Source organism: Hippea sp. KM1 (assembly GCF_000526195.1).
GTDB lineage: Bacteria > Campylobacterota_A > Desulfurellia > Desulfurellales > Hippeaceae > Hippea.
Genome location: NZ_JAFP01000001.1, coordinates 929,116 through 953,764, shown reverse-complemented (window position 1 = coordinate 953,764; position 24,649 = coordinate 929,116). Strand labels below are relative to the sequence as shown.

General features: G+C 43.7%; 24 protein-coding genes and 1 tRNA gene. 3 read left to right on the top strand and 22 right to left on the bottom strand.

Annotated features, from left to right (window positions below):
* Positions 1-3 precede the first annotated feature (3 nt).
* The 3 genes from D891_RS0104880 to D891_RS0104870 are packed head-to-tail and all read right to left on the bottom strand — an operon-like array spanning position 4 to position 1,640.
* Positions 4-765 (bottom strand): YebC/PmpR family DNA-binding transcriptional regulator, encoded by a 762-nt coding sequence (locus D891_RS0104880; protein WP_025209911.1) that lies wholly within the window; start codon positions 763-765, stop codon positions 4-6.
* Positions 766-777: 12 nt separating this feature from the next.
* A complete protein-coding gene (dcd, locus tag D891_RS0104875) occupies positions 778-1,329 on the bottom strand; it encodes a dCTP deaminase (protein WP_025209910.1) in 552 nt (183 codons plus the stop codon).
* On the bottom strand, positions 1,326-1,640 hold the full coding sequence (locus tag D891_RS0104870; RefSeq protein ID WP_025209909.1) for a DUF2018 family protein: 315 nt from the start codon (positions 1,638-1,640) through the stop codon (positions 1,326-1,328). Before D891_RS0104870 ends, dcd begins: the two co-directional genes overlap by 4 nt.
* Before the next feature lie 134 nt (positions 1,641-1,774).
* On the opposite strand from D891_RS0104870, the gene D891_RS0104865 reads away from it, so the two are divergent.
* A complete protein-coding gene (locus D891_RS0104865; protein ID WP_025209908.1) occupies positions 1,775-2,410 on the top strand; it encodes a hypothetical protein in 636 nt (211 codons plus the stop codon).
* Between the two features lies 1 nt (position 2,411).
* On the opposite strand, the gene fliS is transcribed toward D891_RS0104865, so the two are convergent.
* The 18 genes from fliS to aroF form a co-directional block, all read right to left on the bottom strand.
* Entirely contained in the window at positions 2,412-2,810 is a 399-nt protein-coding gene (fliS, locus tag D891_RS0104860; protein WP_025209907.1) for a flagellar export chaperone FliS, read from the bottom strand.
* A complete protein-coding gene (locus D891_RS09485; protein ID WP_025209906.1) occupies positions 2,807-3,208 on the bottom strand; it encodes a flagellar protein FlaG in 402 nt (133 codons plus the stop codon). The genes fliS and D891_RS09485 overlap by 4 nt, the downstream gene beginning before the upstream one ends.
* Positions 3,209-3,219: 11 nt before the next feature.
* A complete protein-coding gene (gene fliD, locus D891_RS0104850) occupies positions 3,220-4,602 on the bottom strand; it encodes a flagellar filament capping protein FliD (RefSeq protein ID WP_025209905.1) in 1,383 nt (460 codons plus the stop codon).
* Between the two features lie 46 nt (positions 4,603-4,648).
* Positions 4,649-5,710, bottom strand: a complete 1,062-nt coding sequence (flhB, locus tag D891_RS0104845; protein ID WP_025209904.1) for a flagellar biosynthesis protein FlhB — start codon at positions 5,708-5,710, stop codon at positions 4,649-4,651.
* The gene (locus D891_RS0104840) at positions 5,710-6,498 is read right to left on the bottom strand and encodes a flagellar biosynthetic protein FliR (protein ID WP_025209903.1); all 789 of its coding nucleotides are present in this window, start codon (positions 6,496-6,498) and stop codon (positions 5,710-5,712) included. Before D891_RS0104840 ends, flhB begins: the two co-directional genes overlap by 1 nt.
* Positions 6,495-6,764 (bottom strand): flagellar biosynthesis protein FliQ, encoded by a 270-nt coding sequence (fliQ, locus tag D891_RS0104835; RefSeq protein ID WP_025209902.1) that lies wholly within the window; start codon positions 6,762-6,764, stop codon positions 6,495-6,497. Before fliQ ends, D891_RS0104840 begins: the two co-directional genes overlap by 4 nt.
* Before the next feature lie 3 nt (positions 6,765-6,767).
* Entirely contained in the window at positions 6,768-7,517 is a 750-nt protein-coding gene (gene fliP, locus D891_RS0104830; RefSeq protein ID WP_025209901.1) for a flagellar type III secretion system pore protein FliP, read from the bottom strand.
* Positions 7,501-7,812, bottom strand: coding sequence for a FliO/MopB family protein (locus D891_RS0104825; RefSeq protein ID WP_198014793.1), 312 nt, complete (start codon positions 7,810-7,812; stop codon positions 7,501-7,503). Before D891_RS0104825 ends, fliP begins: the two co-directional genes overlap by 17 nt.
* Before the next feature lie 8 nt (positions 7,813-7,820).
* Complete coding sequence (locus tag D891_RS0104820; RefSeq protein ID WP_025209899.1) at positions 7,821-8,105, bottom strand: FliM/FliN family flagellar motor switch protein; 285 nt, start codon at positions 8,103-8,105, stop codon at positions 7,821-7,823.
* Positions 8,102-8,689 carry a flagellar basal body-associated FliL family protein gene (locus D891_RS0104815; RefSeq protein ID WP_025209898.1) on the bottom strand — a complete coding sequence of 196 codons (588 nt, stop codon included), beginning with the start codon at positions 8,687-8,689 and terminating at the stop codon, positions 8,102-8,104. Before D891_RS0104815 ends, D891_RS0104820 begins: the two co-directional genes overlap by 4 nt.
* A gap of 40 nt (positions 8,690-8,729) precedes the next feature.
* Positions 8,730-9,740, bottom strand: a complete 1,011-nt coding sequence (locus tag D891_RS0104810) for an NAD(P)H-dependent glycerol-3-phosphate dehydrogenase (RefSeq protein ID WP_025209897.1) — start codon at positions 9,738-9,740, stop codon at positions 8,730-8,732.
* Entirely contained in the window at positions 9,724-10,482 is a 759-nt protein-coding gene (locus D891_RS0104805) for a type III pantothenate kinase (RefSeq protein WP_025209896.1), read from the bottom strand. Before D891_RS0104805 ends, D891_RS0104810 begins: the two co-directional genes overlap by 17 nt.
* Positions 10,482-11,702, bottom strand: a complete 1,221-nt coding sequence (gene tyrS / locus D891_RS0104800) for a tyrosine--tRNA ligase (RefSeq protein ID WP_025209895.1) — start codon at positions 11,700-11,702, stop codon at positions 10,482-10,484. The genes D891_RS0104805 and tyrS overlap by 1 nt, the downstream gene beginning before the upstream one ends.
* A 9-nt stretch (positions 11,703-11,711) precedes the next feature.
* Positions 11,712-13,910 (bottom strand): vitamin B12-dependent ribonucleotide reductase, encoded by a 2,199-nt coding sequence (locus D891_RS0104795; protein WP_029952015.1) that lies wholly within the window; start codon positions 13,908-13,910, stop codon positions 11,712-11,714.
* Positions 13,900-15,609, bottom strand: coding sequence for a single-stranded-DNA-specific exonuclease RecJ (gene recJ, locus D891_RS0104790; protein WP_156919070.1), 1,710 nt, complete (start codon positions 15,607-15,609; stop codon positions 13,900-13,902). Before recJ ends, D891_RS0104795 begins: the two co-directional genes overlap by 11 nt.
* On the bottom strand, positions 15,602-17,428 hold the full coding sequence (gene argH, locus D891_RS09175) for an argininosuccinate lyase (protein ID WP_025209892.1): 1,827 nt from the start codon (positions 17,426-17,428) through the stop codon (positions 15,602-15,604). Before argH ends, recJ begins: the two co-directional genes overlap by 8 nt.
* Complete coding sequence (locus D891_RS0104780) at positions 17,418-18,716, bottom strand: homoserine dehydrogenase (protein WP_025209891.1); 1,299 nt, start codon at positions 18,714-18,716, stop codon at positions 17,418-17,420. Before D891_RS0104780 ends, argH begins: the two co-directional genes overlap by 11 nt.
* 69 nt (positions 18,717-18,785) lie before the next feature.
* Positions 18,786-19,817: a 3-deoxy-7-phosphoheptulonate synthase gene (gene aroF, locus D891_RS0104775; RefSeq protein WP_025209890.1), complete on the bottom strand. Its 1,032-nt coding sequence runs from the start codon at positions 19,815-19,817 to the stop codon at positions 18,786-18,788.
* 272 nt (positions 19,818-20,089) lie between these two features.
* Between aroF and D891_RS0104770 the strand changes: the two genes are divergently transcribed.
* Positions 20,090-23,809, top strand: coding sequence for a hypothetical protein (locus D891_RS0104770; RefSeq protein WP_156919069.1), 3,720 nt, complete (start codon positions 20,090-20,092; stop codon positions 23,807-23,809).
* Between the two features lie 234 nt (positions 23,810-24,043).
* Positions 24,044-24,134, top strand: a tRNA-Ser gene (locus D891_RS0104765).
* Here the strand turns inward: D891_RS0104765 and D891_RS0104760 are convergent.
* Positions 24,135-24,635 (bottom strand): LOG family protein, encoded by a 501-nt coding sequence (locus tag D891_RS0104760; RefSeq protein WP_025209888.1) that lies wholly within the window; start codon positions 24,633-24,635, stop codon positions 24,135-24,137. It abuts the tRNA gene before it with no gap.
* Positions 24,636-24,649: the final 14 nt, after the last annotated feature.

The window sequence follows — 24,649 nt, the reverse complement described above, 5'->3', positions numbered from 1 at the left end:
TTTTTAGTTTTGCTGGCTGAACTTCTCCATTACCTCATCGGATATGTCGAAGTTGGCATATACATGCGATACATCATCATCGTCTTCCAATGCCTCCATGAGTTTCAGCATGCTAATGGCCTTCTCGCCCTCGAGTTTTACCGTGTTCTGTGGAATCCTTGTTAGCTCGGCTGTTTGCGGCTTAAAGCCCTGGCTTTCTAAGGTCTCCTTTACAGCCATAAATTCCTTCGGCTCTGTTATAACCTCAAAAACACCATCTTCTTGATTCTCTCTGACATCGCTTGCGCCGGCTTCTAAGGCCGCCTCAAATAGGGCATCCTCATCGGTTGAGTTTTTATCAAATGTCATATAACCCACATAATCAAACATCCAGGAGACGCAGCCGTTCTCACCCAGGCTGCCACCAAATTTATTCAAAAGGTGTCTTACACTGGCCGTCGTTCTCTGCCTGTTATCGGTTGTGGCCTCTATTATCATAGCCACTCCGCCAGGCCCATATCCTTCGTATATAACATCCTCATAGGTGGTTCCTGGCAACTCACCTGTGCCCTTCTTTATGGCCTTTTCTATGTTTTGCTTGGGCATGTTGGCTTCTTTGGCCTTTTCTATAGCCATCCTGAGTCTGGGGTTGTTTTCAGGGTCTCCCCCACCCAATTTAGCGGCAATGGTGATCTCCTTTATCAGTTTGGTGAAGATAGCCCCCCTTTTTGCATCCTCTTTGGCCTTTTTGTGTTTTATGGTGCTCCATTTATTATGACCAGACATACATACCTCCCTTTAGAGTTTTGGCGGCGTTAACCCCATCTGTTTCTGGTATTTACCCTTTTTATCGGCATAGCTTACAAGGCACTCCTCGTCTGCTTCAAAGAACAGCACCTGAGCTATACCCTCCCAGGCGTAAACCTTGGCTGGAATGGGCGTTGAATTGGATATCTCTATCGTGACATAACCCTCCCATTCCGGCTCAAACGGTGTGACATTCACTATAAGCCCGCATCTTGCATATGTGGATTTACCGACGCACACCGTCAAGATGTTCCTTGGAATCCTAAAATACTCCACGCTCCTTGCCAGAACAAAGCTATTGGGTGGTATAATGCAGACATCGCCCTTAAAATCCACATAGTTCTTTTCTGTAAAGTCCTTCGGGTCAACTATGGTGTTGTTTACATTGGTGAATATCTTAAATTCATCGGCTATGCGCATGTCGTATCCGTATGAGCTAACACCGTAGCTTATGACCCCTTCCCTGACCTGTCTGTCTGCAAAGGGCTCTATCATGCCCTTTTTAGCCATCTCTATAATCCAGCGGTCGTTTTTTATACTCATACCACAGCACCCTCTTTTCTGACTATCTTACCCGAGAAGTGAAGCAAAAACAGCCTTTTCTGATCGTCCACCTCGGCCTGATTGAGTATCTTTTTCTCCTTTAACACCTCATCGCTGAAATCTATGCCGTTTTCCTCTAACAGCTTCTCCAGCAAAACAACATATTCAGCCACATTCTCAAGCTCTTCAACCACGGCATAGTGGGGTGCTTTATCCAACACGGTTTCCACAAACTGTTTTACCTCTTCGTATCCAGCTTTTGGCTGGTCAAAGGGATCTGTAAATATTGCATCGAGTTGATTTTTGGACATTGTACTCCTCCTGTTTTTAATAACCCCCGTTGGGGTTTGTCCCTGAAAATATTACTTATTTGGCCTCTATTTTCAAGATTTATTCTTGACTTTGCCGTTGTTTGTTGTAATTATTTACAAAAGGAGGTGATGCCATGGCTATAAAGGTTGACAACTATTTGAATGAATATGTGGTTAATCAGCTGTTTAAAAACGATAACAATAAAAACAACTCCAGCGATATAGTAGGAACACTTCAGACATTGGGCCAGAAGTATGCCACCATATCGGCTTTTGGAAAGAAATTAAACGATATATACACCACCCTATCACAGCAAGAGGGCATCTCAGAGCAGGCTTTAGCAGGGGCAAGGGATGTTATTGTCAGTCTGGCCAACAGTGATTCCGATAAGTGGATGGAGACCACACAGGCCCTGGATGAGTTCAAAAACAGCGATAAGTTTAGTGAGCTATTTGAGGCTGCACATACCATCAAAACGAGGAATTACGATTTAAATGAATGGCTCAACGGTTTTGTCAATACCAATAAATACGGTTTTGCCGATGAGTTTATAACAGAAACAAACACCATTTTGGGCTATGGCAACACCACAGAAGCGGCCTCCCTCTTTGAGGATTATGTAAATATGGTTAATGATATTGCCAAGAATGCGCCCAACGAGGATATTGTTGCTAATACCTATTCAACATTCTTCAAGGGGATGGCATCCTACTCTTCAATCGAAGAGAAGAATGCCTTTATGGATACATTCAAGGCTCAAACGGGGTGATTTAGTCAGCCTTGTTCATTACCTCTGTGGTCCATATGTGGTGCATCTGGGCGAGGTATCTGACCACTATGGAGAACTCCTCTTCAGAGAAGGCACCCTCTGAGAATAACTCGATGGCCTTTATGGATTTCTCAAGCAGAAAGTTGTAAAGTGCTGTCAGATAATCCACGGTCTCTTTGTCTGCATTCGGATCTAATGAATCCCTCAGGGCCAATATGATGCCAATAACCCTGTTCATGTTGTCTATGAAGGCCTCCTCGTCGTTTTCCTTTGCCGACTCAATGGCGTTCTTAGCAAAGCCAAGGGCTCCCTCATACAACATGGCAACGATCTGCAGCTTGTCCACGGTTGTATTTATCATCATGTTCTTATAGGTATTATAAGCCTCGTTAGCCGTCATTTTTCTACCTCCTTACTATCAAAAATTATACCAACCACCTCTGACAGTTTCTTTTGCAGGTTTATTACCTCCTGCGGCGGTATCTCTCTTATAACCTTACCCGTCTTTGCGTCCACAACCTTAACGACAAGCGATTTTATCGTATCGCTATAGGTGAACTTTACATCCTTGTTGAGTTTGCTGACATTCTCGTTTATCTTGTTTATAACCCTCTTTATGTCCTCCTCAGTTAAAGACTTCTTATGATACCCACCCGTTGAGCCCTTCTGCACATCCTTGATGTCCACCTTCTGTGCCTGAGCCTGCGGGTTAACCTGGGCTGGTTGCTTGTGTGTGTTGTTTATCTGATTTTGCATAGCAGCCTCTGAACCTGTAATCTTATTGATGCCGGTAGACATTTTAGGCCTCCTTACTTCTTGTTTGAACTGTCAAATATTTTTTCCATGTAATCGCTCTGGTTTTTCAAAGACCCTATATACTCATCCATTTGAGACAGTGTTAAAGTTAGCATGGTTCTTTCTTGATCCAGTTGCTTCTGCAGTGTTTCTATCTGGTCGTTTAGGTTGTCTATCCTTGTGTTTATGTAATCCTTCTGCAGCTCTATAGAACCGTTGGTTGATGTCATGTTGTTTATGGTGTCGTGTAATCTGCTTAAGAACCCATCTGCCGCTGCTGTATCTGTCTCCACCAAAGCCTTCTTTACCTCCTTAAAATTGCTCTGAAGGGCAGAGAGAAACTTCGATGAGTCAAACTCCAATGTGCCGTCTTTATTTAGGTTTAATCCCAAATCCACCAGCGATGTGAAGTTTGAGTTTTTATCACCGTATGAATCCAAAAGCAGGTTGCTTATCTTGTTCTCTGTGTTTTCTATGGTGCTATTGCAGAAGAAGGCATCGGCGACATTGGTCTTGTCATCAAAGTCTTGATTGTCCTTTATGTATTTGATCATGTCGTTGTAATCGTTAACTATATTGTTCATGTCCTCAACGAGTTTGGAGTAGTCTGTCTGTATATATAGATTGAATGAACCGGTTTTTTTAATGGTTAGGCTTACACCCGGTATGTAATCGCTTAGCGTGTTGGATTTTGATGTTATGTCTATGCCGTCTATAGTTAGGCTCGCATCAGAGGACTCAATAGCGGGTCCGCTGCCACCCTCACCATCACCAAAGTCTATCTTTGTGTCATTTTGAACGATCGTTAGGTTGTTATCTGTGCCTTCTGGGGTTTTTAATATCACCTTGTATTCAGAGCCTGTGTATAAGAGGCTTGCCTGAAGTCCTGAATCGTTCTTGTTTATGGCGTTGACGAACTCCTCAAGCGTTGTAGGTGTTGATGAGAGCACATTGTTGTCTATGTCTATGGAATACTCCTTATCGCCTATCTTGTAGACGAACTTACCGCTGCCGTTTGCGATGCTATCCGATTTGGAAGTAAACCCCGTATCACCCGTATTGTTTGATATCCATGTTTGACCTTGAGCAAGACTGTTTACTGTGATGTTGTGCATACCCGATGTGGGGTTGCCACTAATCTGGGCCTCTGCTATATCCTCATCGCTAACGCTTGCCGTCTGGAAGGTGAAGTCATTTATCATCTGGGAGGCGTCCGTTGCAAGCTTCTGAAGCTTACTCTCGAATGTGTTGAATGTTTTATAGTATGTCTGATACTGGAGTTTTTTGGCCTGAGCCATGAGAAGCGGCTGGCTGTCGGCCTTTATCAATTTATCTATAAGACCCTGAAGGTCCATTCCGCTTCCTAAACCCAATACGGTAAAACCACCCAGATCCATACGGCACCTCCTTCTGTCTATTATCTCGGATTAAAACGGAAAAACTTTAGCCTGCTGATTGCTGTTTTAGTTTGAATACATAGGCCAGAATCTCGGCCACAGCCTGATAGAGCTCCTCGGGAATCTCAGCGTCTAATTTAACCTTTTCGTATAAAGCCCTTGCCAGCTCCGGTTTCTCAACTATCGGCACATCGTTTTCTTCTGCTATCTCCTTGATCTTTTTTGCTATGAGGTTTATACCCTTTGCTACAACCTTGGGTGCATTCATGCTGGCTGCATCGTATTTTAAGGCCACGGCGTAATGTGTGGGGTTGGTGATTACAACATCGGCCTTCTTTACCTCTTCCATCATCCTCTTTCTTGCTATCTCCATCTGCATACTTCTGATTTTTTGTTTTATCTTTGGATCGCCCTCCATCTGCTTATACTCGTCTTTAACCTCCTGTTTTGTCATCATTATGCTCTTTTCAAATGTGTATCTTTGAAACAGATAATCCAAAACAGCCACAAATACGATAAAGATGAGAAGGTATACAACAATGGAAAACATGCTCTTAAGCATAAACAGAAACACGGTTATCTGATTGGTATCCGACAGGGATGTCCAGTTGTTGATGTTGTGCTTTATGAATATCCAGAGGATATAGCCCATAACAGAGGCCTTCAGGATGGATTTAACCAACTCGCCAAACGACCTTAAGGAAAACATATTCTTAAAGCCGTTTATCGGATTGATTTTGTCGAATTTAATCTCAAGAACCTTGGGGGTTATGTGAAAGCCCACCTGAACGACATTGATAAGGAAGGCTATAATCGCCATGACGATAAAAAACGGCAGCAGTATGGATAATAGCTGTTTGTTTATGCTTTTTATTATGAAACCTATAGAGTCCGGGTTTATCTCAAAGTAGGACGATAGGTTAAAGAAGTATGCAAGCATATCGGTGATCTTTTCAGAGAAGTTGCTGGCATTGAAATAGAAGAATATAACAGCGGCCAATAGGAGAAAGGCGCTGTTTAGCTCGACGGATTTTGCTACCTTGCCCTCTTCCCTTGCCTCTTGTCTGCGTTTCGGGGTCGCCGGTTCGGTTTTATCCTCATCAGGCATCATCCACCCCTTATGATTGCATAGATATAGTTAAACGCCTGCTGATAGTAATGTATTAGCGATTCAGCAGCAAACATAAACGAAGCCCCCAGCGTAATGAACCCTATGGCTATACTCAGCGGAAAGGCCACAATCATTATATTCATCTGGGGCATTGTTCTTGCAATTACACCGAAAACTACCTGTGTTATAAATAGGGCTATTATCACCGGAGCAAGCACGGTAAAGGCCACATCAAAGAGCGTGATTATGAGTTTGTTGAATATGGTAAATATGTTGTGGTTTAGCGCAAAACTGCCCACCTTTACCGCCTCAAAGCTCATAGCAAGCGCCTGAAGGAAGACATAATGGCCGTTTATGATTAGGAATACCAATATGGCAAATATACTCTCAAATTCTGCAAGAACCGATATCTGTATATTCTCCTCAGGGCTCAATACATTGGCAATGGAAAAACCCATGTTGAACCCAACCAACTGCGCCCCAAGCTCAAGCCCGCTCCATACGAAGTGTATTGTCAGGGATAGGAGTATGGCAAACACCAACTCTCTAAGCGTAACGGCAAATAGATACATCGAGTTTAGGCTCTCTATGTTTATGTATTGCCTTACCGTCGGGAATAGCGCAGCGGCAAAAACAAGGCTGAAGGCCGCCTTAAGTTGAGGCGGGACGGATGAGGATGAAAAGATGGGTGCAAACACCACAACGCTTGAAACCCTCAATAAAACAAATAGAAAAGCTATAAAATTGGCATAAAAGTGGGTCGAATAAAACAACAAATCGTTCATTTAATAAAAGTTGGTATCGACGAATACAACTGTATAACATAGTTTACTAAAAGTTTTGTCATCCACGGAGCCAAAAAGATCACCGTAATCGCCGTTGCAAGTATCTTGGGTATGAATGTCAATGTCATCTCTTGAATCTGCGTTACGGCCTGGAATATGCTAACAAGAAGACCTGCAAGCAGGCTGACCAATAGTATGGGCATCGAAATCAGCATGGTGACCTTCATGGCCTCCTTGCCTACGGCCACAACCGTTGCAATATCCATAAATCACCTCGCAAAGCTTTTAAACAGCGACATCACCACCAGATTCCATCCGTCGGCCAATACGAATATAAGCAGTTTGAAGGGCAGTGATATCATTATAGGCGGCAACATCATCATACCCATACTCATAAGTATGCTGGATACGACCATGTCGATTATCAAAAACGGTATGTATATGATAAATCCCATCTCGAAGGCGGTTTTTAGCTCACTAATGATAAATGCAGGGATTACTATGTCCATAGTTAAATCGGCCGGGTTTTTGGGATTGGGTTTTTTGGCTATCCTTAAAAACAACGCTAAATCCTTCTGCCTGGTCTGTTTTAGCATAAACGCCTTTAGCGGTTCTGTTGCGTTCTTATATGCCTCCTCAAGTGTTATCTGGTTTTTCTGAAGCGGAAGATAAGCCGTCTGGTATATGGTTTTGATCTGTGGAGACATTATAAACAGCGTCAAAAACAGGGCTATGCCTATGAGTATCTGGTTTGGCGGCATCTGTTGGGTTCCTAAGGCCTGCCTTAGTATGGCTAAAACAATTATGATCCTTGTGAATGAGGTCATCATTATCAGGATGGAGGGAGCCAGCGCCAATACCGTTAATATTATAAGCAGTTTTATGGATTCGGCGACGGTTGTGGGGTTGTTGGTGGCAGGGAGCGTTATGTTTAGTGATGGAGTCACAACATCGGCGCCATAGCTGCCCAAGGCAACAAGTATAAAGATAATGGATAGAAAACTAATCCTCTTTATCATCGTTTTTCAGTTCCATAAGTATATTTATCGAATCGGATGCACCTATTAAGAATTCCCTTCCGTCCACCTCTATCACCGCCAGATAGCGCTTGTTGTCCAAATACAGCCTGTTTTTTATCTTTATTCTGGATGAGGATACACCGCCACCCCTGCTGATCTTCTTGATGATGTAAAAAAACAATACTATGACCCCCAAAACCAGAATAAGGCTTCCCAAAGACCTCAGTGTATAGCCCCAATAGTCGGGCGCCTCAGATGCATAGCATGTTGATGAGATAAAAAAGAAGGCAAACACAAGGGGAATCATTTTACATTGAGTTCCATCAGGTCATCTTTGGTGTATATGCTTGTTATCCTTATGGCGAATTTGTTATCCAATACTATAACCTCTCCCATACCCAACGGCTTGTTCTCTATGTCTATGCTTATATATTCTCCGGCCATCTTGTTGGTCTCTATTACATCACCCTCTTTCCACTTTAGCAGGTCCCTAACCTTCACCCGTGTTGTTGCAAGGTCAAATATCAACTTCAGAGGTATATCGAAGTAATCCTTGAATTCCTCTTTTATCTGTTTGTTTGATATCATTGTATTATGAATGTAAGAAAGTATATTTTCTTAACAAGATTTCTGTGCAGAGCTTGATTGATTGCGCTGACCAGTTCGTTTTTTAGCTCTTCTTTTCCCGACACAGATAAGAGATCATCCGATGTCTTTGCCGATAATACAGAGATGATCGTATCCCTTACAACCGCATCCTCCAGTGAAATACCGGTTTTTTCACCCTCTTCCTTCTCTTTCTTTGCGGCCTTTTTAGCCTCTAACAACACAAGCTTAACCTTCAGGTATCTATCGCCACCCACATCGGCTAAGTTGACTATTATAGGCCCTATAACAACGGGCGTTAGGTGGGATTCGTTTATCGGTGCATCCTCAACAACGGGCCCGGGTTCTGGCTCTGGCTCTTCCTTGGCCTGTTCATGGGCAGCCTGGGCTTTATGAGCCTCCTTGGGTTTTTCCTTACCCTTTGAGCCGCCAAGCACAAACATCTTTACAACAACGCCCACGACAACCAAAACAACAACCGCTATGATAATTATTAACAGCTTGCCTTTACCCTTCTTTTTGCCGCCTTCCTGATTCTCGGCCTGGGCCTCTTTCTCCTTTGCCATGTTATCCTCCGTTTTTATTATTAACTAACACAAAATTGGCTTAAAGTAAATAGTTTTCTTCCTTTAGCGGCCTTGACATTAAATCGTTCAATGCTTTCAGGGGGTCTTTGTCTTTGTAGAGTATCTCATAAACCTCAGCGGTTATGGGCATATCTATGCCTTCTTTCTGCGATAGGTTGTAAACCGATCTTGCCGTGTTTACTCCCTCGGGGATCATCTTCATGCTTTGGAGTATGTCGCTTAGCTTCTCACCCTTTGCTATTCTCAAGCCGACGGTTCTGTTTCTGCTTAGATTGCCTGTTGCCGTTAGAAGGAGGTCTCCAATCCCTGCAAGCCCCATAAATGTTTGACTCTTTGCCCCTAACTTTAAACCCAACCTCGATATCTCACTCAAGCCCCTTGTTATTAGGCTTGCCCTGGCGTTATCGCCTAAGTTTAACCCGTCGCTTATGCCGCTTGCTATTGCCATTATGTTCTTCAAGGCTCCACATACCTCAACACCCACAACATCGTCTGATGTGTAAACCCTAAAGAAGCTATTGCTAAATGCCTCCTGTATCAATCTTGCCGACGGCCTGGATGTCGAGGCCACCACAGTGGCTGTGGGCAGACCCTTTGCCACCTCTTTGGCGAAGTTGGGTCCGCTTAGCACCACAACCCTGTCGTTTGGTATTTTCAAGCTATTCTGTATGATCTCTGAAGGCCTGCAGAATGTTTCATTCTCCATGCCCTTGCTTAAAGAGACCACCAGCCCCTCAACAGGCAAGCTTATAAGCTTCAGTGTTTCTCTTAGGTATTTGACCGGTATTGCCGAGACAACCACATCCTTATCTTCTGCCGCCTCGGTTATATTGTTTGTGAATTTTAATCTTTCATTCAAAACCACACCGTCTAAGTATACGGTGTTTATCCTTCTTGCCTTTAGCTGCTCAAAGAGATCCCTCTCCCTTACATACAAAAGCACATCGTGCCCGTTTATGGCAAGCAGATTGGCTATAGCACTACCCCAGCTGCCAGCACCCAATACACCTATTTTAAGTGTTCTTCTCATAGATAGCCTTCAATCCAAAAAGGGTCAAATACGGTCTAAAATGGTCTATCTCCTTTAGATGTTTATAAAACAGGGCGCTATCCCCTCCTGTTATAACCACAGTGCAGTCATGACCCAGTTCTTCCTTGATCCTTTTTATCATCCCCTCTATCATGGATAGGTATCCGTAAAACAGGCCGGATTGTATGCTGTTCATGGTTGTCTTTCCTATAACCTCAGGCGGCATCTGCAACGGCACCCTCGGCAACTTTGCCGTTTTTAGCGCCAATGCGTCTGCTGAGATGTGTATGCCGGGGGCTATTGCACCACCTATATACTCGCCCTTTTTGTTTATCACATCAAAGGTTATGGCTGTTCCTGAGTCTATCACTATTAAGGCGTCTTTGAATTCCTCATAGGCACCTACGGCATTGACGATCCTGTCTGCGCCAACCTCTGAAGGGTTGTGGTATTTTATAGGCATACCCGTCTTTATGCCAGGCCCGACCTCCAACGGCTGTATGTTGAATACGGTTTTTATGGCGTTGGTCATCCTGGGCGTTATTTGGGGCACAACCGAGGAGACGACCGCTCCCCTGGCCTTTTCGTTCAATCCATACAGGTTGAATAGGTTGTATAGGTTTATGCAGTATTCATCCTGCGTTAGTTTTAGGCTTGTGCTGAGCCTGAAATTTAGAAACCTGTCCCTTAAAAACACGCCTATTACTATATTCGTATTGCCTATATCAACCGCAATCAACATTATTTTACACTCACCCTTGCAATTTTTTTCTTACCCACCTTTATAACATAGTCGCCCTTTTGGAGTTTTAGGTTCTCATCTGTTATCTTCTTTGAGTCTATAGAAACGGCATTGGATTTTATCATTCTCCTTGCCTCTGATGAGCTTTTAACAAAGCCTATTCCCTTAAGCAGGTGGCATATCCACACCTCTTGCTCTTCTGTATCAAACTCTATCTTCTCTATCTCTTCAGGTATCTCTTTCTTTTTAAACAGCTCCTCAAAGAACGCAGCTGCCTCCTCGGCCTTTTTTTGTCCGTGGAAGCGCCTGGTTATCTCAAATGCCAGCATCTCTTTGGCTTTTTTTGGATGCAGCCTGCCGGATTTTGCATCCTCCTTCATCTGGTTGATTTCCTCAAGATCCCTGTCGCTTAATAGCTCGTAATATCTCCACATCAAATCATCCGATATGGACATGATCTTACCATACATGTCGTTTGGTTGATCCGTAATGCCGACATAATTGCCCAACGATTTACTCATCTTCTGAACGCCATCAAGGCCCTCCAGTATGGGCATCATGATAACCGTTTGCGGCCTCTGACCCTGGAGTTTTTGCAAATGCCTTCCAACCAAGAGGTTAAACTTTTGATCTGTTCCGCCAAGCTCAACATCGGCCTCTAAGGCCACAGAGTCATACCCCTGAAGCAGGGGGTATAGGAATTCGTGTATGGATATGGGTTTGTTTGAATTGAACCTCTTTGAGAAGTCGTCCCTTTCGAGCATTCTGGCAACAGTCATGGTCGATGCCAGCTTTATCATATCGACTGCGTTGAGTTTTGAACACCATTGGGAGTTGTATACGACCTTGGTCTTGTCCTTATCGAGTATCTTGAATATCTGCTCCTTGTATGTTTGTGCGTTTTTTTCAACCTCTTCCTTACTTAGGGCTTTTCTTGTTTCGCTTTTTCCCGTTGGATCCCCTATCATTCCGGTAAAATCACCGATTAGGAAATAGACCTCATGACCCAAATCCTGAAACTGCTTAAGCTTCTGAATCAAGACGGTATGACCAAGATGCAGATCCGGTGCAGTGGGGTCAAAACCGGCCTTTACCTTCAAAGGTTTGTTGTTCTTTATGCTGTCCCTAAGCTTCTCTTTCAATTCCTCTTCGTCTATGATTTCAGCTGTTCCTCTCTTTATAACCTCAAATTGCCTTTGGACTTCCTTTTCTAAATCCATAACCCCTCCTTAGCCGCACCTTGAGTATCCGCAGTTCCTGCAGACAGCACATCCTTCGACTATCTCCAAGGGTGAGCCGCACTCAGGACACTCTTCACCGACGATTACCTTGGGCTCCTCCTTCTGCTTACCGTTTCTTAAGAAGTGATCCCTCAAAACCTGAGCTATGGCATCGGGCACCGATTTAATGAGCCTGCCGTTGCTCCATATGGGTTGTGCGCCTGTGATGCTTATTAGCGTGTTTACGATGTTTTTAACGGGAACGCCGTTTTGAAGCGCTATGGAAATCAACCTTCCTATGGCTTCACTTAAGGCGGATATATCACCGCCGGATTTGCCTATATTTGCAAAGACCTCTATCGGGTCGTCGTTTACCGTGTTTATCGTTACATAGAGGGTTCCCCTGGATGTTTTGACTTTCTCTGTAAATCCGTTTAATACGACGGGCCTTGTAAAGCCTGTTGCTGGCTTTTTGTCCTCTTTTTTGGCCACAACCAAAACCTGCTCCTGTCTTGAACCGTCCCTGTAAACCGTTATGCCCTTAAGGCCGTTTTTGTATGCATAGTTGTATGCCTCTTTTACATCGCCAACCGTGGCTGAGTTTGGCATGTTGATTGTTTTTGAGACGGCATTGTCTGTATATTTCTGGAAAGCCGCCTGTATGTCTATGTGGGCTTTATATGATATGTCCATAGCCGTGACAAATATCCTTCTTATTTCTTCTGGTATATCGTCTATTCCCTTCAGGCTTCCCCTGTTGTCGATTATCCTCTCTGCAAGCTTATCTGTATAGATGCCCTTCTCCTTTAGGATATTGAACAACCTCTCATAGACATACGGAAGCCTTTTTCCATCTAACACCTGCTTGTAATAGGCCAGTGCAAATATGGGTTCTATACCGCTTGAGGCGTCGGCTATCATGGAGATTGAGCCTGTGGGTGCGATGGTCGTTGTTGTGGCATTCCTCATCGGTATACCTTCTTTTGCATATACGCTGTATTTGTAATTGGGGAAATTGCCCCTCTTTTTGGCCAGCTCGCTGGATGCCTCCTTGGATGTTTTCTGTATAAAGTCCATGACCTCCTCTGCCAGCTTTACGGCATCCTCTGAATCATACGGTATGCCTAAGTCTATGAGCATATCTGCAAAGCCCATTACGCCAAGGCCAATCTTCCTGTTCTTCTTTGTATTCTCCTCTATCTTGTCCAAGGGGTATTTATTTACATCTATTACATTGTCAAGAAAATGCACAGCCGTTATAACGGTTTCTTTTAGATCGTCCCAGTCGATCTTTTTACCCTTTACGAATTTACCCAAGTTTATAGAGCCCAAATTGCAGCTCTCATAAGGCAGGAGCGGCTGCTCACCGCAGGGGTTGGTGCTTTCTATCTCTCCCACCTCGCTGGATAGGGGGTGTTTCTGATTTATCCTGTCAATGAATATAATGCCCGGCTCACCGCTTTTGTGTGCGCTTTTTGCTATCTCATCCCAGACAAACGAGGCCTTTAGCCTGCCCGCAATCTCGTTGTTTCTGGGGTTTATGAGGTCATACTCCTCGTCGTTTTCCAAGGCCTTTAGGAACTTATCCGTAATGGCAACGGATATGTTGAAATTGGAAAACTCCCCTTCCCTATCCTTACAGTGTATAAAATCCAGTATGTCGGGGTGGTCAACCCTTAGTATGCCCATGTTTGCCCCTCGCCTTACACCACCCTGCTTAATAGCTTCGGTTGCGCAGTCAAACACCTTCATGAAGGATACAGGACCGCTGGAGACGCCCATTGTCGATGAGACTATGTCGTTTTTCGGCCTGAGTCTTGAGAAAGAAAAACCCGTGCCGCCACCGGATTTATGTATCAAGGCTGTGGCCTTTACGGCATCGAATATGCTTTCCATGCTGTCATCTATAGGCAGAACAAAACAGGCCGAAAGCTGACCAAGCGGCCTGCCTGCATTAACCAGTGTGGGCGTGTTGGGCAGAAATTTCAACTCAGACATAATCTGGATAAAACCGTCCCTGGTTTTGGATACCTCATCCTTGCTTGAACCGTAATTCTCATCGGCTTTTGCTATGGCAGAGGCCACCCTCTCGATTAGCTGTTCTGGTGTCTCTATAATGTTGCCGTCTGTGTCTTTTTGCAGGTATCTGCTCTTTAAAACCACCAAAGCATTCTCTGATAATCTCACCGTTTCCTCCTTAGTATACATAAAAGGCGTCTTTTAAACTAAACGACATATAACCGTTCTTCATGTAAGCAGAAAACACCACATCGTATATATTGCCCACCTTTAGCCTTACATCGTCAAAGCTAACCATCCACAGGTATGATGTTCCATCATCAAGGAGGTATTTGGGGTATTTGCCCAGGATGGTTGTCTCCTCTTTAACCAAAACATTCCTGGCTAAAAATAGCGGTTCCTCATTTAGCGGCCCGTAAGGCTCAAGTAAAGAAAGCTCCTCAACAAACTTCCTGTTGAATATGGATAGAAGCACCTCACAATCGACATCGTATTTGGCTAATGTTGCATCGCTTGAATACCTCGTTGATATGATCTCATCCAGCCTTTTGGAAAACTCCTCTATCCTGTTGTTCTTTATGGTGATGCCTACAGCCATCTTATGGCCACCAAACCTCTCCAGTATATCCGATGTCTCCTTTATAGCCGAAAACAGGTCTATTTCGCCAACGCTCCTTCCACTGCCTATGCTGACATGCTCCTCCTTGCTTATGATGATGGTGGGTTTTTTGAATTTGTATGCTATGGCGTTTGCCACTATACCTATTACACCCTTGTGCCACCCCTTTTTGGCTGCAACAATGACGCTATTTTCTAAGTCCCTTGCGTATTTTTCCACCTCGTTTATGATTTTAAGCTGGAGCTTCCTCCGCTGGTTGTTTATCTCTTCAAGCTTCAGCGCTATAGCCTCTGCCTCCTTCTCATCGTCCTTTAAAAACATATCCACCACTATAGAGGCATCAGATAGCCTGCCTGCCGCATTAATGCGTGGAGCTATAACAAAACCCACATGTCTGGATGTTAAAGACCCCTCTATTCCTGAGACCTTCTTCAACAACTCAAGCCCCACGGTGGAGTGGTTTTTGTTAAACAACCCTATCTTTACGCACACCCTATTCTCATCCAAGAGCGGAACTATGTCGGCCAGCGTGCCAAGCGCCACAAGATCCAGATACTTCTTTAGGTTTGGCTCTTTCCTTGTCTTAAAGAAACCGTCTTTTCTTAGTTTGTTTCTTAAAGCCATGATGAGATTGAATGCAACGCCGACGCCTGAAAGCTCCTTGAAGGGGAATTTTGAATCCCTCCTCTTTGGATCGATCACGGCAAATGCGTTGGGCAATATATCCTGCGGCTCGTGGTGGTCTGTTATAATAACATCTATGCCAACGGTCTTTGCAAACTCCACCTCATCTATGCTGGTTATGCCGTTATCGACCGTTATTATTAATTTCGCCTTCTCCTTTATCGCCTTCTTTATGGCCTCTAAACTCAAACCGTATCCGTCATCCCTGGTTGGTATGTAAAAGTTGGCCTCAACGCCAATCTCTTTGAAAAACCTCAATAACAGACTTGTTGATGTCACACCGTCTGTATCGTAATCGCCCACGATGAATATCTTTTCGGATCTATACACAGCTTTTGCAATTCTGTTTATTGCAATATCCATATCCTTTAGAAGAAACGGATTGTACAGCTGGGAAAGCGACGGGTATAGAAAATTTTTTATCTGGCTTTCGGTTAGTATGTTTCTATTTTTCAGTATCTGGCGGGTTGCTTCAAAGAGTTTTATGCTTCCTACGCTTATTATGTCGTTGGATAGGCATTTGCTCTTTAGGTGAACTTTTTTTTTAATACCGCTTACGCTTTCTAATTCAAAGGTTTCAGGCATTATGTTTCTCAAAGAAGTCTTTAAGTATTTTCTTATGGTCAAACGCTATGGGCTCTGGCAGATTATTACTATCAAACAGGCCCACGCCCTCTGCATCATCACCGGCCCTCGGTTTTCCTGATGCGGTGGCTATAAACACCGTTGTTATGGTGTGCTGCCTGGGATCCCTGTTCGGATCTGAATAGACACCTAAGATACCCTCCAATTTAACATCCAACCCCGTCTCCTCTTTGGCCTCCCTTACGGCAGCCTCCTCGGCGGACTCACCGTAATCTATAAAACCGCCCGGTATGGCCCATCCGTATGGGGGATTCTTCCTCTTTATAAGAACAACCTTGCCTTCCACCTTTATGATAACATCAACCGTTGGAATCGGATTTCTGTAAACCTTAACCGGATAGCCGCATCTCTGGCATTCAACCGTATTACCATCACTCCTAACGGTAAGCTCCTTTTTTATCTCCTCTATAACCCTGATCACATTCTCCCTTGCCGTTCCACCATAACTCGTTCTTGAGTTTACGGCCTTTTTGTAATGGAGCACATCAAGCACATCGTTTTCTATTAAATCCGAGAACGACTTTAGCTCCTCTATGGATATATCGTTTAATTCTTTATTGTTCTGTTCAGCATAGGCCACGATTTGACCAACGATCTTATGCGCCTCCCTGAACGGCATACCCTTTTTTGCCAAATAATCCGCTAAATCGGTTGCTGTTATAAAGCCTTTATCCAGCGCCTTCTGTAATGAGTCTACTTTGGGTTTAATCCTGGGTATAACGCCGTTTAGCACATCCAATATGCCCATTATTGTGTCAATCGAGTCAAAGAGAGACTCCTTATCCTCCTGCATATCCCTGTTGTATGTTAATGGCAGAGCCTTCATTAAAACCAGCATCTGTATTAGATTGCCGTAAGTTCTTGCCGTTTTACCCCTGATCAGCTCCATAGCATCCGGGTTTTTCTTCTGCGGCATTATGCTTGAGCCTGTGCAGAACTCATCGGGCAGTTCGACAAAATCAAACTCCTGGGAGGAGAATATCACCATCTCCTCGGCAAACCTTGAGGCGTGCATGGCGCATATAGCAACATCTGATAGAAACTCTATGGCAAAGTCCCTATCCGATACGGCATCCATGGAGTTTCTCGATATGGTTGAAAAACCCAGCTGTTCTGCCACATACTTTCTATCTATGGGAAAGCTTGTGCCTGCTAACGCCCCGCTGCCAAGCGGCAACACATCGATCCTTTTGAGTGTATCCCTGAATCTGTCCCTGTCCCTTTTGAACTTCTCATAATAGGCGAGTATGTAATGCGAGAATAAGACCGGTTGTGCGTGCTGAAGATGGGTAAAGCCGGGCATAACAACATCTATATGCTTTTCTGCAAGCTCAACTAAGTGTTTTAGAATCCCTGTAAGCTTGTCTATTATCTCTATGGTGGCATCCCTTAAGAATAGCCTTATATCCAACGCTATCTGGTCGTTTCTACTCCTTGCCGTATGGAGCTTACCGCCCACCTTACCTATAAGCTCTATGAGCTTGCGCTCTATATTCATGTGGATATCTTCGTCTTCTATCCTAAACTCAAACTCCCCCTCATCTATCATCCGCTTTATCTTTCTCAAGCCCTCGATGATTTTATCGGCCTCTTCATCCTTTATTATGCCATGTTTTGCAAGCATCTGCGCATGTGCTATCGAGCCTGCTATATCGTATTCATAAAGCCTCTTATCAAAACTGATAGATTCTGAGAATGCCTCCATTACGCTATCGGTTGATGAGGAGAACCTACCGCCCCACAGTTTTTTATTCTTCATCATCCACTCTCACCAAAAGCACCTTTTCTTTTATTATATCGAGCTTCTCTATGATTGTTAACGCCTGTTTTATGTCTTTTTCTTTGGCCTTGTGTGTAAATACAATCAACGGCACCCATTCCTCGTTTTTACCCAATTGGACAACGCTTTTGATGCTTATGTTGTATTCACCCAAGATGCCTGAGATTTTAGATAAAACACCGGCCTGATCCTTCACCGTGAACCTTAAGTAATAGCTCATGGTTAAATCGTCTATGTTGATAATATCCCTTTTTTTCACATAATTAAAAGGGAATGCCATCAAAGGAACCCTGAGATTTGTTTTGTTTTTGATGTTTCTTGCTATATCCATGATATCTGCCACAACGGCGCTTGCCGTAGGCAGGCTCCCTGCCCCTTTTCCTATATAGACAGTTTCATCGTTCATATCTGTCTTTACCTTGATGGCGTTAAACTCACCGTCTGTCTTTGCCAGTATGTCGTCTTTCTTTATCAGTGTTGGATGCACCCTTACATCTATCCTTCCGTTCAACAGATTGGTTATGCCGATGAGCTTTATTCTATAGCCGAACTCATCTGCAAACTTTATATCCAGAAGGTCTATGTTGGTTATACCTTCTGTGTAAACATCCTTGGCCTTGACATTATCGCCAAACGATATGGAGCTTAATATGGCCATTTTATGCGCTGAATCGATGCCCTCTATGTCGAATGTAGGGTCTGCCTCGGCAAATCCCTTTTCCTGGGCATCCTTTAGGGCCTCCTCGAATGAGATCTCCTTATAGAACATCTCCGACAATATGTAATTGCAGGTGCCGTTTACTATGGCTTTGATGGATTTTATATGGTTGGCAGCCAGTGATTCTTTTATGGCTTTGATTATGGGGATTCCACCTGCAACAGCAGCCTCATAGCCTATATCCACCCTGTTCTTGAAGGCCTCTGAGAATATCTCGTATCCGTATTCTGCAAGCAGTGCCTTGTTTGCCGTTGCCACGCTTTTTTTGGCCTGTATCGCCTTTAATATAAACTCCTTTGCAAAGCTCGTCCCGCCAATAAGCTCAACGACTATATCGATGTCGTCTGCAAGCAACTCCTCATAACCCGATGCTATCTTGCCCTCAAGGAGCGGCCTAACATCGTCCTTTATCTGTTTGGCATAGACCCTTTTTAGGTTTAACTCAAAGCCGAGCCTCTTTTTTATTATGTCAGCGTTGTTGGTTAGAATCTTTACAACGCCGCTGCCAACGGTTCCAACACCCAACAAACCCACATTTACACTTTCCATAGCCCTTCCCTTACTTCTCAAAAGTTAAGTCTAATATAGAAAACTCTTTACTTACTGTCAAAATTTATTTTACTGGATCTTTTTGCCCACCACCTCACCGATCCTTCTTAGCTCTTCAACCAATTCACAGAACTCCTCAACGGTTAGCTGCTGGGCTGCATCGGAGACGGCAATCTGGGGGTTGTAATGAACCTCAATCAAAAGACCGTCGGCACCTGCGGCTATGGCTGCCCTTGAGAGTGCAGGCACATAATCCCTTTTGCCTGCGGCATGGGATGGGTCTATTAAAACGGGCAGATGGGTCTCCTTTTTCAAAACAGGAACAGCCGAGATGTCCAATGTGTTCCTTGTTGCTGTTTCGAATGTCCTTATGCCCCTCTCACAGAGAATAACATCGGCATTGCCTTCACTCATTACATACTCAGCGCTCATTAAGAACTCCTGAATCGTTGTTGCCATACCCCTCTTTAGGAGAACGGGCTTATCCGTCTGACCGACCAGCTTGAGTAAGGAGAAGTTCTGTATGTTTCTGGCCCCTATCTGGAGCACATCGGCGTATTTAAGCACAACATCCAGATCCTTTGGATTCATCACCTCCGTAACAACCGGCAGGCCTGTCTCCTCCGATGCCTCTTTTAACAACCTCAAGCCCTCTTCTCCAAGACCCTGGAAGCTGTAAGGTGAAGTCCTCGGCTTGAATGCACCACCCCTCAACATGTGGGCTGAACACTTCTTTATGCCCCTTGCCGTGGTTAATATCTGCTCCCTGTTTTCCACAGAACAGGGGCCTGCAATGAGCGTGAATGTATCACCGCCGATCTTTACCCCCTTCACATCGATGATGGTATCGTCGTTTCTGCTCTCCCTCGATGCCAATTTATAGGGTTTTGAGACCCTCTGGACACTCTCAACGGCCTTATCTAAGGATAAGGTGGCCACTGGATCGTACTCCTTTATCTTGCTGTCTATATCACCTATGACACCTATAACGGTTTTGCGACTGCCCTTGGATATATGGGTTTTTAGACCCATCCTCTCAACCTTCTTGCTGACCCTTTCAATGTCTTCGTCTGTCGCCGAACGCTTCATAACGATAATCATCTAAACACCTCCCAAAAAATTTTCGGCCAATAAAAAAAGCCGTTTGAATCGACCATCCCTGGGGATAGCCCATTCAAACGGCTCGGTGAATCTACAAAACAGCCGCTAAGCTGGACTATCCCCCTCCCCCAAAAAACCAGTAATAGTTAAAGTTAAAGTATGTAAAGTATGTGAAATACACCGAATATCCCTTCTCAAACAGATCCAGCTTTTTCATAGTGAGGAGTTTATACCAAAGAAATCTCCGTTTTGCAAGTTTTTTATTTTCTTGATTGAAGAAATACGATATAGTTTATCAGGTAATATTTTTAGAAAGGGAGGATGGGATGAGAACAAAATCCGTTATTGGTGTTGTTTTTGTTGTATTCTTTCTGTTTTTCAATGCTCAAGCCCAAATCACAGCTGAGGATTTTAATAAAATAGAGAAACAATATTACATTCAAGAGTTGCACGATATGCTTGAGGATGTCCTTGAGACAGACCTTCCTGTTGAAAGCATAACACAGGCTATAGACCAATTCGCCCACGGTGAATTTGATAAGGCTAAAAACACAATAAGCGAGGAGGCGGCCAAGCAGATCGCTGGATTTTTGTTGGGCTCAACAGGGGGCAGTATAGTTGGTTATGCCTGGGATTTTGCCAAATACTCACTTCAGTCGGTGCAAAGCTGGGGAAAGAATGTTGAAAGAAGGCTATTTTTGAAGGATTTTCTACTGCCTTGCATGGAAAGATGGAAGGCATCCAGAAGGGTTGACGATATAAGAACGCTTAGAACTATGTTTGACCAATGGTTTGACGATAATCGCATGAGGCTTGGCAGAACCGAGTTTTTTAAGGATAGGGATAAGTGGATAGAGCAGTTGAAGTTTGAGATGTGGTCAAAGACCTTAGAGGTAAACACTAAATACAGGAAATACTTTTTGGCCTTAAGGAGGCTTCAGGCCGCTGCCAAACAGAAGCAGCAAGAGATCAGGTATTTGAAATGGAAGGCAAGGTATATGGTCAGGGCGGCAGTGAAGAAATTGAGATGTGCAAACGAGGCTATAACCATCAACAACATAAGACGGTTTATGGAGGAAAAGGATTACAAGACAACCGTTTTGAAGGTATGCGCAATAAATAAGGCCTCCAACTCCAACCTAACCATAGCCGACTATGAGCGTTTTATCTCTTTGCTTGAGCGGCTTACCTATAAGGATGTGGTGGAGATTATGAAAAAACTAAGCCTTGCAGGGTATGAGGCCAATCTGGATTATTTAAGGCTGTTTGTGCTGGATGGGGATTTTAGAAGAAACATCGAGAAGGCTTCCAAAAAGGCCACACCTAAAAAGAGTGTCTCGGTGCCGCCTAAGGGGGATTTTCAAAAGCTCAAGAAGGAGATATCCGATGTGCCGGTATATGTGGTTGTTAATGTGATAACTCAAAGGAACTTTGGAAGATTCAGGGATGAGATAGTAAGCAGCATCAATAGGGATATTCAAAGCATCAAAAAACAGCTAAATAGCGGCAGTAAGACAGCAAGGATAGATTTAGGCAGGTATGTCTCCTATCTAAGAAGACTAAAAGATGCTTTTATCGATAAAAACATAAATTACAGGCAATACCTGTCGGCCAATAACTTTTTATTTGGCGCAATGAAGAACAATATACTGCCTTATGTTGAAAGAAAAGAAGCAGAATCTTTCATAAGCAAGGCTCAAGATTTTTATAATCAGGCAAAAGCAACAAGAGAGAAGGCAGAGGAGGATCTAAAAAGGCTAAACAAAAGCATATGTGAAAAGGACGACATGTTGAGTCGCATTAAGAAGGCAAAAAGGGAAATAGATACATTCAGCAAAAACAACCGGTGTAAATACAACCATTATCTAATAAACGAGCTTTTTAGGCTTTCCAATCAGGGCAAGCTGTCGGGCGGGTATTTTGAGAGGGTGTTTTATGAGTCTATGGACTGCCTTGAAAAGACATACAGTATTGCCTCTTTTATCGCAGAAAAAGAGGATAGGCTCAATGCTGAATTCTCCGATTACTTGAGGAATTTTGGCGTATTAGAGGGGGAGTTTGAGGACAAGATAGAGGAGTATTTAACATATGAGGTCTATTCAAAGTACAACATGCACTGCATCGACGATTACAAAAGCCACATACCGAAGGCTGCATCTGCCATAAACAAATTGGAGGATTTGCAGAATTACTATTTAAACGACTACGACACAATTATGGGCGACAGGGATTTTCTCTCTCAGCAGTTAAACTATTACAAAACCCTATCCATATTGGTGTTTGAGGCATCCAAAAAACAAAAAGGGTCTGCTGATTTTAGTGATGTTGAAAAATTCGTTGGATATATGAAGAAACTCAACTACCTTATTACAAGGGCATTGCCTTCTAACTTAGATGGCGATAGAGGGGTGGATGAGTCCCAAATTGAATGGATAAAGAGACAGGCCCTATCGGAGAAGGTCTATCATAAATTGTCTTACTATGAATCCTTAAAGCAGAAGGCCTACCAACAGCTTAATCAGTGCAAGCATATAAAGGAGCGAAACCTTGAGGATGACCGATTTATAGAGCAGATGAGGAGGGTTGCATCGAAACTAAAGCTGTGGCCATCCGATTTAAGGAATGCATACAACTCCTTCATGAATAACTATCGAGGAATAGAGACCCCTTACTGTTCCAATTCGTTTAAATCCGATTTCGAAAGTGCCGTTTCAACCCTGGAAAAACTCAAATTTATCGAGATAAAGATAAAAAACAGGCTCGATGAGTGCATAGCAAAAAACAACGCATGGGCGTGTAATAAGTATCTGGGTTTTGCCAAGGCCTTACCATTTAAACCATCCTTTAACATATCGGATTATGAGGAAAGGATAGTTAGAATGGAAAATAAGCAGAGATACTTTGCCCCGCCCAAGATTACGACGATAAAGATAAACGGCCATGCGATAAAGAAGTGGTCTGCAGCCTTATATCCATACCCCATCAACATCGAGGCATACCTAAAGCCTGCCTGCAACCTTAAGAAGTGCTATCCTAAAAAGGCCTATATAAATTGCGGCGCTGTGAAGTCAAATTGTACTGTAAATGGCAACCTGGCAAGATGCACTATTAAATCAAATCCGTTTGTTTCCTATTGCAGCCTTACGATAGAGAACTACTCAAACCAAAAAACGCAAATGGGTTTTACGATAGATTATGAGGATTTTCTTCTCAAAGCCGAGTTGTTCTTAAGAAGGTTTGCCAGATACTATTCCGAAGGAAGGGATATTAGGGGTTTTTTAAAGGATTCCGACTTGGCCTCTGCCTGGGTCGATATATGCTCAAAAAACAGGGCCAACGGCGTAAGTGTTTTGAGTTTTGGCAAGCCAGCCTTGGTATCATTTAGGAGTTTTGAGGATGATCCAAACTTCATAAGGTATTCAATAAAGCTGTCTATACCGTGGAGGGTTGACGGTAAGATCAAAAAAAGCGGCACTGCAACGGTTACTATCATCAACAAGTTCACACCATCCAAGAGCAAGACATATTCTTACATAGCAAATGTTGAAGGCGACAGCTTCTTTATGGTGTTTGAGGCTCAAAACAGTAAAAACAAAGCAACCAATAAGGTCAAGACCGGCTATTTGACCCATGCACCAAACCCGAAATTTGGCGGCTATTCCTTGGATTTTGAGACGGGAAGATACAAAAACAGCGAGGAGGATATTGCATCTGGCTATGTAAACCCCAAGGTTCCCCAGGCCAACAAACCCTACTTCAATGTCGGACAGGTCAGGGATATGGGCGCCGTTCCCTTGGAAAGTGTAAAGGCCTGTCCAAAAACAGGCTATACTGAATACTATGCCATGACCAAGGTAAAGATTGGCCATACATACTGCATCAGAACAAAGGAGGGGCATTTTGCTAAGGTTTATATAACAAATGCCGGCGGGGTTGGTCTGAATGCTTATATAGAATTCCGCTGGGTCTATTCACCGGATGGTAAGTTTTAGGATATATGAGTTTAGAGGGAAGCTGGATTTTTTATGCTATTTTACAACAAAGGGGCGCAAAATAGGCATAAAATGGGCATAAATAGATGCTTCATGCAGGTAATAAAAATAATTAGCTAACAGAGATAATTCAGTTTATTGGCGATTTTGTGTTTCTGGATTCCTTATCGTTTCAAGGAAAATCAGGAGAGATTTTCTTTGACTTCAACCATCCTCTTTGCTATAAAAGCAGGCGGAGAGGTGGCCGAGTGGTCGAAGGCGGCTGACTCGAAATCAGCTGTACGCATTAGGCGTACCGCGGGTTCGAATCCCGCCCTCTCCGCCATCAACTTAAGCTCTCTTTAAAATCCTCAAGCGTCGGGTATATCTCTAAGAATCTCAAGGTATCCTGAGGTATAAAATCGCAATTCTTTAAGGATAGGTATTTTTTACCAATTAAACAGACCCTGAATGTTTCTTTTAAGGAGTATTTAAGCGCCCAGACCAAAAACAGCTCATTCAGCGTGCCTATACTGCCCTGCTGCACAACGAATAGCTCACTATCCTTAACCAGAAGCCTCAACCTTTCGAATAGATCACCTGCAACTATCTTTTTGGTTAGATAAGGGTTATTCTCCCTTAAAGGCTCAAACGCCTCAAGCCCTATACCAACAACCACACCGCCTGACTCTTTTACACCCTTACTAACAGCCTCCATGAGCCCTTGGTATCCGCCACACTTGACAGCATATCCCTTCTGGGCAAGAAACCTCCCCAGCTCAACACCCTCCTGATATAATCCCTTATCGTTTAGCCTGCTTGCACCAAATGTCGTAGCCCACCTCATATCGACTCCAAAAA

What these genes read in the sequence shown, in the direction of transcription:
- D891_RS0104880 (WP_025209911.1), bottom strand. Translation starts at nt 765, where the DNA reads ATGTCTGGTCATAATAAATGGAGCACCATAAAACACAAAAAGGCCAAA.
- dcd (WP_025209910.1), bottom strand. Translation starts at nt 1,329, where the DNA reads ATGAGTATAAAAAACGACCGCTGGATTATAGAGATGGCTAAAAAGGGC.
- D891_RS0104870 (WP_025209909.1), bottom strand. Translation starts at nt 1,640, where the DNA reads ATGTCCAAAAATCAACTCGATGCAATATTTACAGATCCCTTTGACCAG.
- D891_RS0104865 (WP_025209908.1), top strand. Translation starts at nt 1,775, where the DNA reads ATGGCTATAAAGGTTGACAACTATTTGAATGAATATGTGGTTAATCAG.
- fliS (WP_025209907.1), bottom strand. Translation starts at nt 2,810, where the DNA reads ATGACGGCTAACGAGGCTTATAATACCTATAAGAACATGATGATAAAT.
- D891_RS09485 (WP_025209906.1), bottom strand. Translation starts at nt 3,208, where the DNA reads ATGTCTACCGGCATCAATAAGATTACAGGTTCAGAGGCTGCTATGCAA.
- fliD (WP_025209905.1), bottom strand. Translation starts at nt 4,602, where the DNA reads ATGGATCTGGGTGGTTTTACCGTATTGGGTTTAGGAAGCGGAATGGAC.
- flhB (WP_025209904.1), bottom strand. Translation starts at nt 5,710, where the DNA reads ATGCCTGATGAGGATAAAACCGAACCGGCGACCCCGAAACGCAGACAA.
- D891_RS0104840 (WP_025209903.1), bottom strand. Translation starts at nt 6,498, where the DNA reads ATGAACGATTTGTTGTTTTATTCGACCCACTTTTATGCCAATTTTATA.
- fliQ (WP_025209902.1), bottom strand. Translation starts at nt 6,764, where the DNA reads ATGGATATTGCAACGGTTGTGGCCGTAGGCAAGGAGGCCATGAAGGTC.
- fliP (WP_025209901.1), bottom strand. Translation starts at nt 7,517, where the DNA reads ATGATAAAGAGGATTAGTTTTCTATCCATTATCTTTATACTTGTTGCC.
- D891_RS0104820 (WP_025209899.1), bottom strand. Translation starts at nt 8,105, where the DNA reads ATGATATCAAACAAACAGATAAAAGAGGAATTCAAGGATTACTTCGAT.
- D891_RS0104815 (WP_025209898.1), bottom strand. Translation starts at nt 8,689, where the DNA reads ATGGCAAAGGAGAAAGAGGCCCAGGCCGAGAATCAGGAAGGCGGCAAA.
- D891_RS0104810 (WP_025209897.1), bottom strand. Translation starts at nt 9,740, where the DNA reads ATGAGAAGAACACTTAAAATAGGTGTATTGGGTGCTGGCAGCTGGGGT.
- D891_RS0104805 (WP_025209896.1), bottom strand. Translation starts at nt 10,482, where the DNA reads ATGTTGATTGCGGTTGATATAGGCAATACGAATATAGTAATAGGCGTG.
- tyrS (WP_025209895.1), bottom strand. Translation starts at nt 11,702, where the DNA reads ATGGATTTAGAAAAGGAAGTCCAAAGGCAATTTGAGGTTATAAAGAGA.
- D891_RS0104795 (WP_029952015.1), bottom strand. Translation starts at nt 13,910, where the DNA reads ATGTATACTAAGGAGGAAACGGTGAGATTATCAGAGAATGCTTTGGTG.
- recJ (WP_156919070.1), bottom strand. Translation starts at nt 15,609, where the DNA reads ATGCCTGAAACCTTTGAATTAGAAAGCGTAAGCGGTATTAAAAAAAAA.
- argH (WP_025209892.1), bottom strand. Translation starts at nt 17,428, where the DNA reads ATGAAGAATAAAAAACTGTGGGGCGGTAGGTTCTCCTCATCAACCGAT.
- D891_RS0104780 (WP_025209891.1), bottom strand. Translation starts at nt 18,716, where the DNA reads ATGGAAAGTGTAAATGTGGGTTTGTTGGGTGTTGGAACCGTTGGCAGC.
- aroF (WP_025209890.1), bottom strand. Translation starts at nt 19,817, where the DNA reads ATGATTATCGTTATGAAGCGTTCGGCGACAGACGAAGACATTGAAAGG.
- D891_RS0104760 (WP_025209888.1), bottom strand. Translation starts at nt 24,635, where the DNA reads ATGAGGTGGGCTACGACATTTGGTGCAAGCAGGCTAAACGATAAGGGA.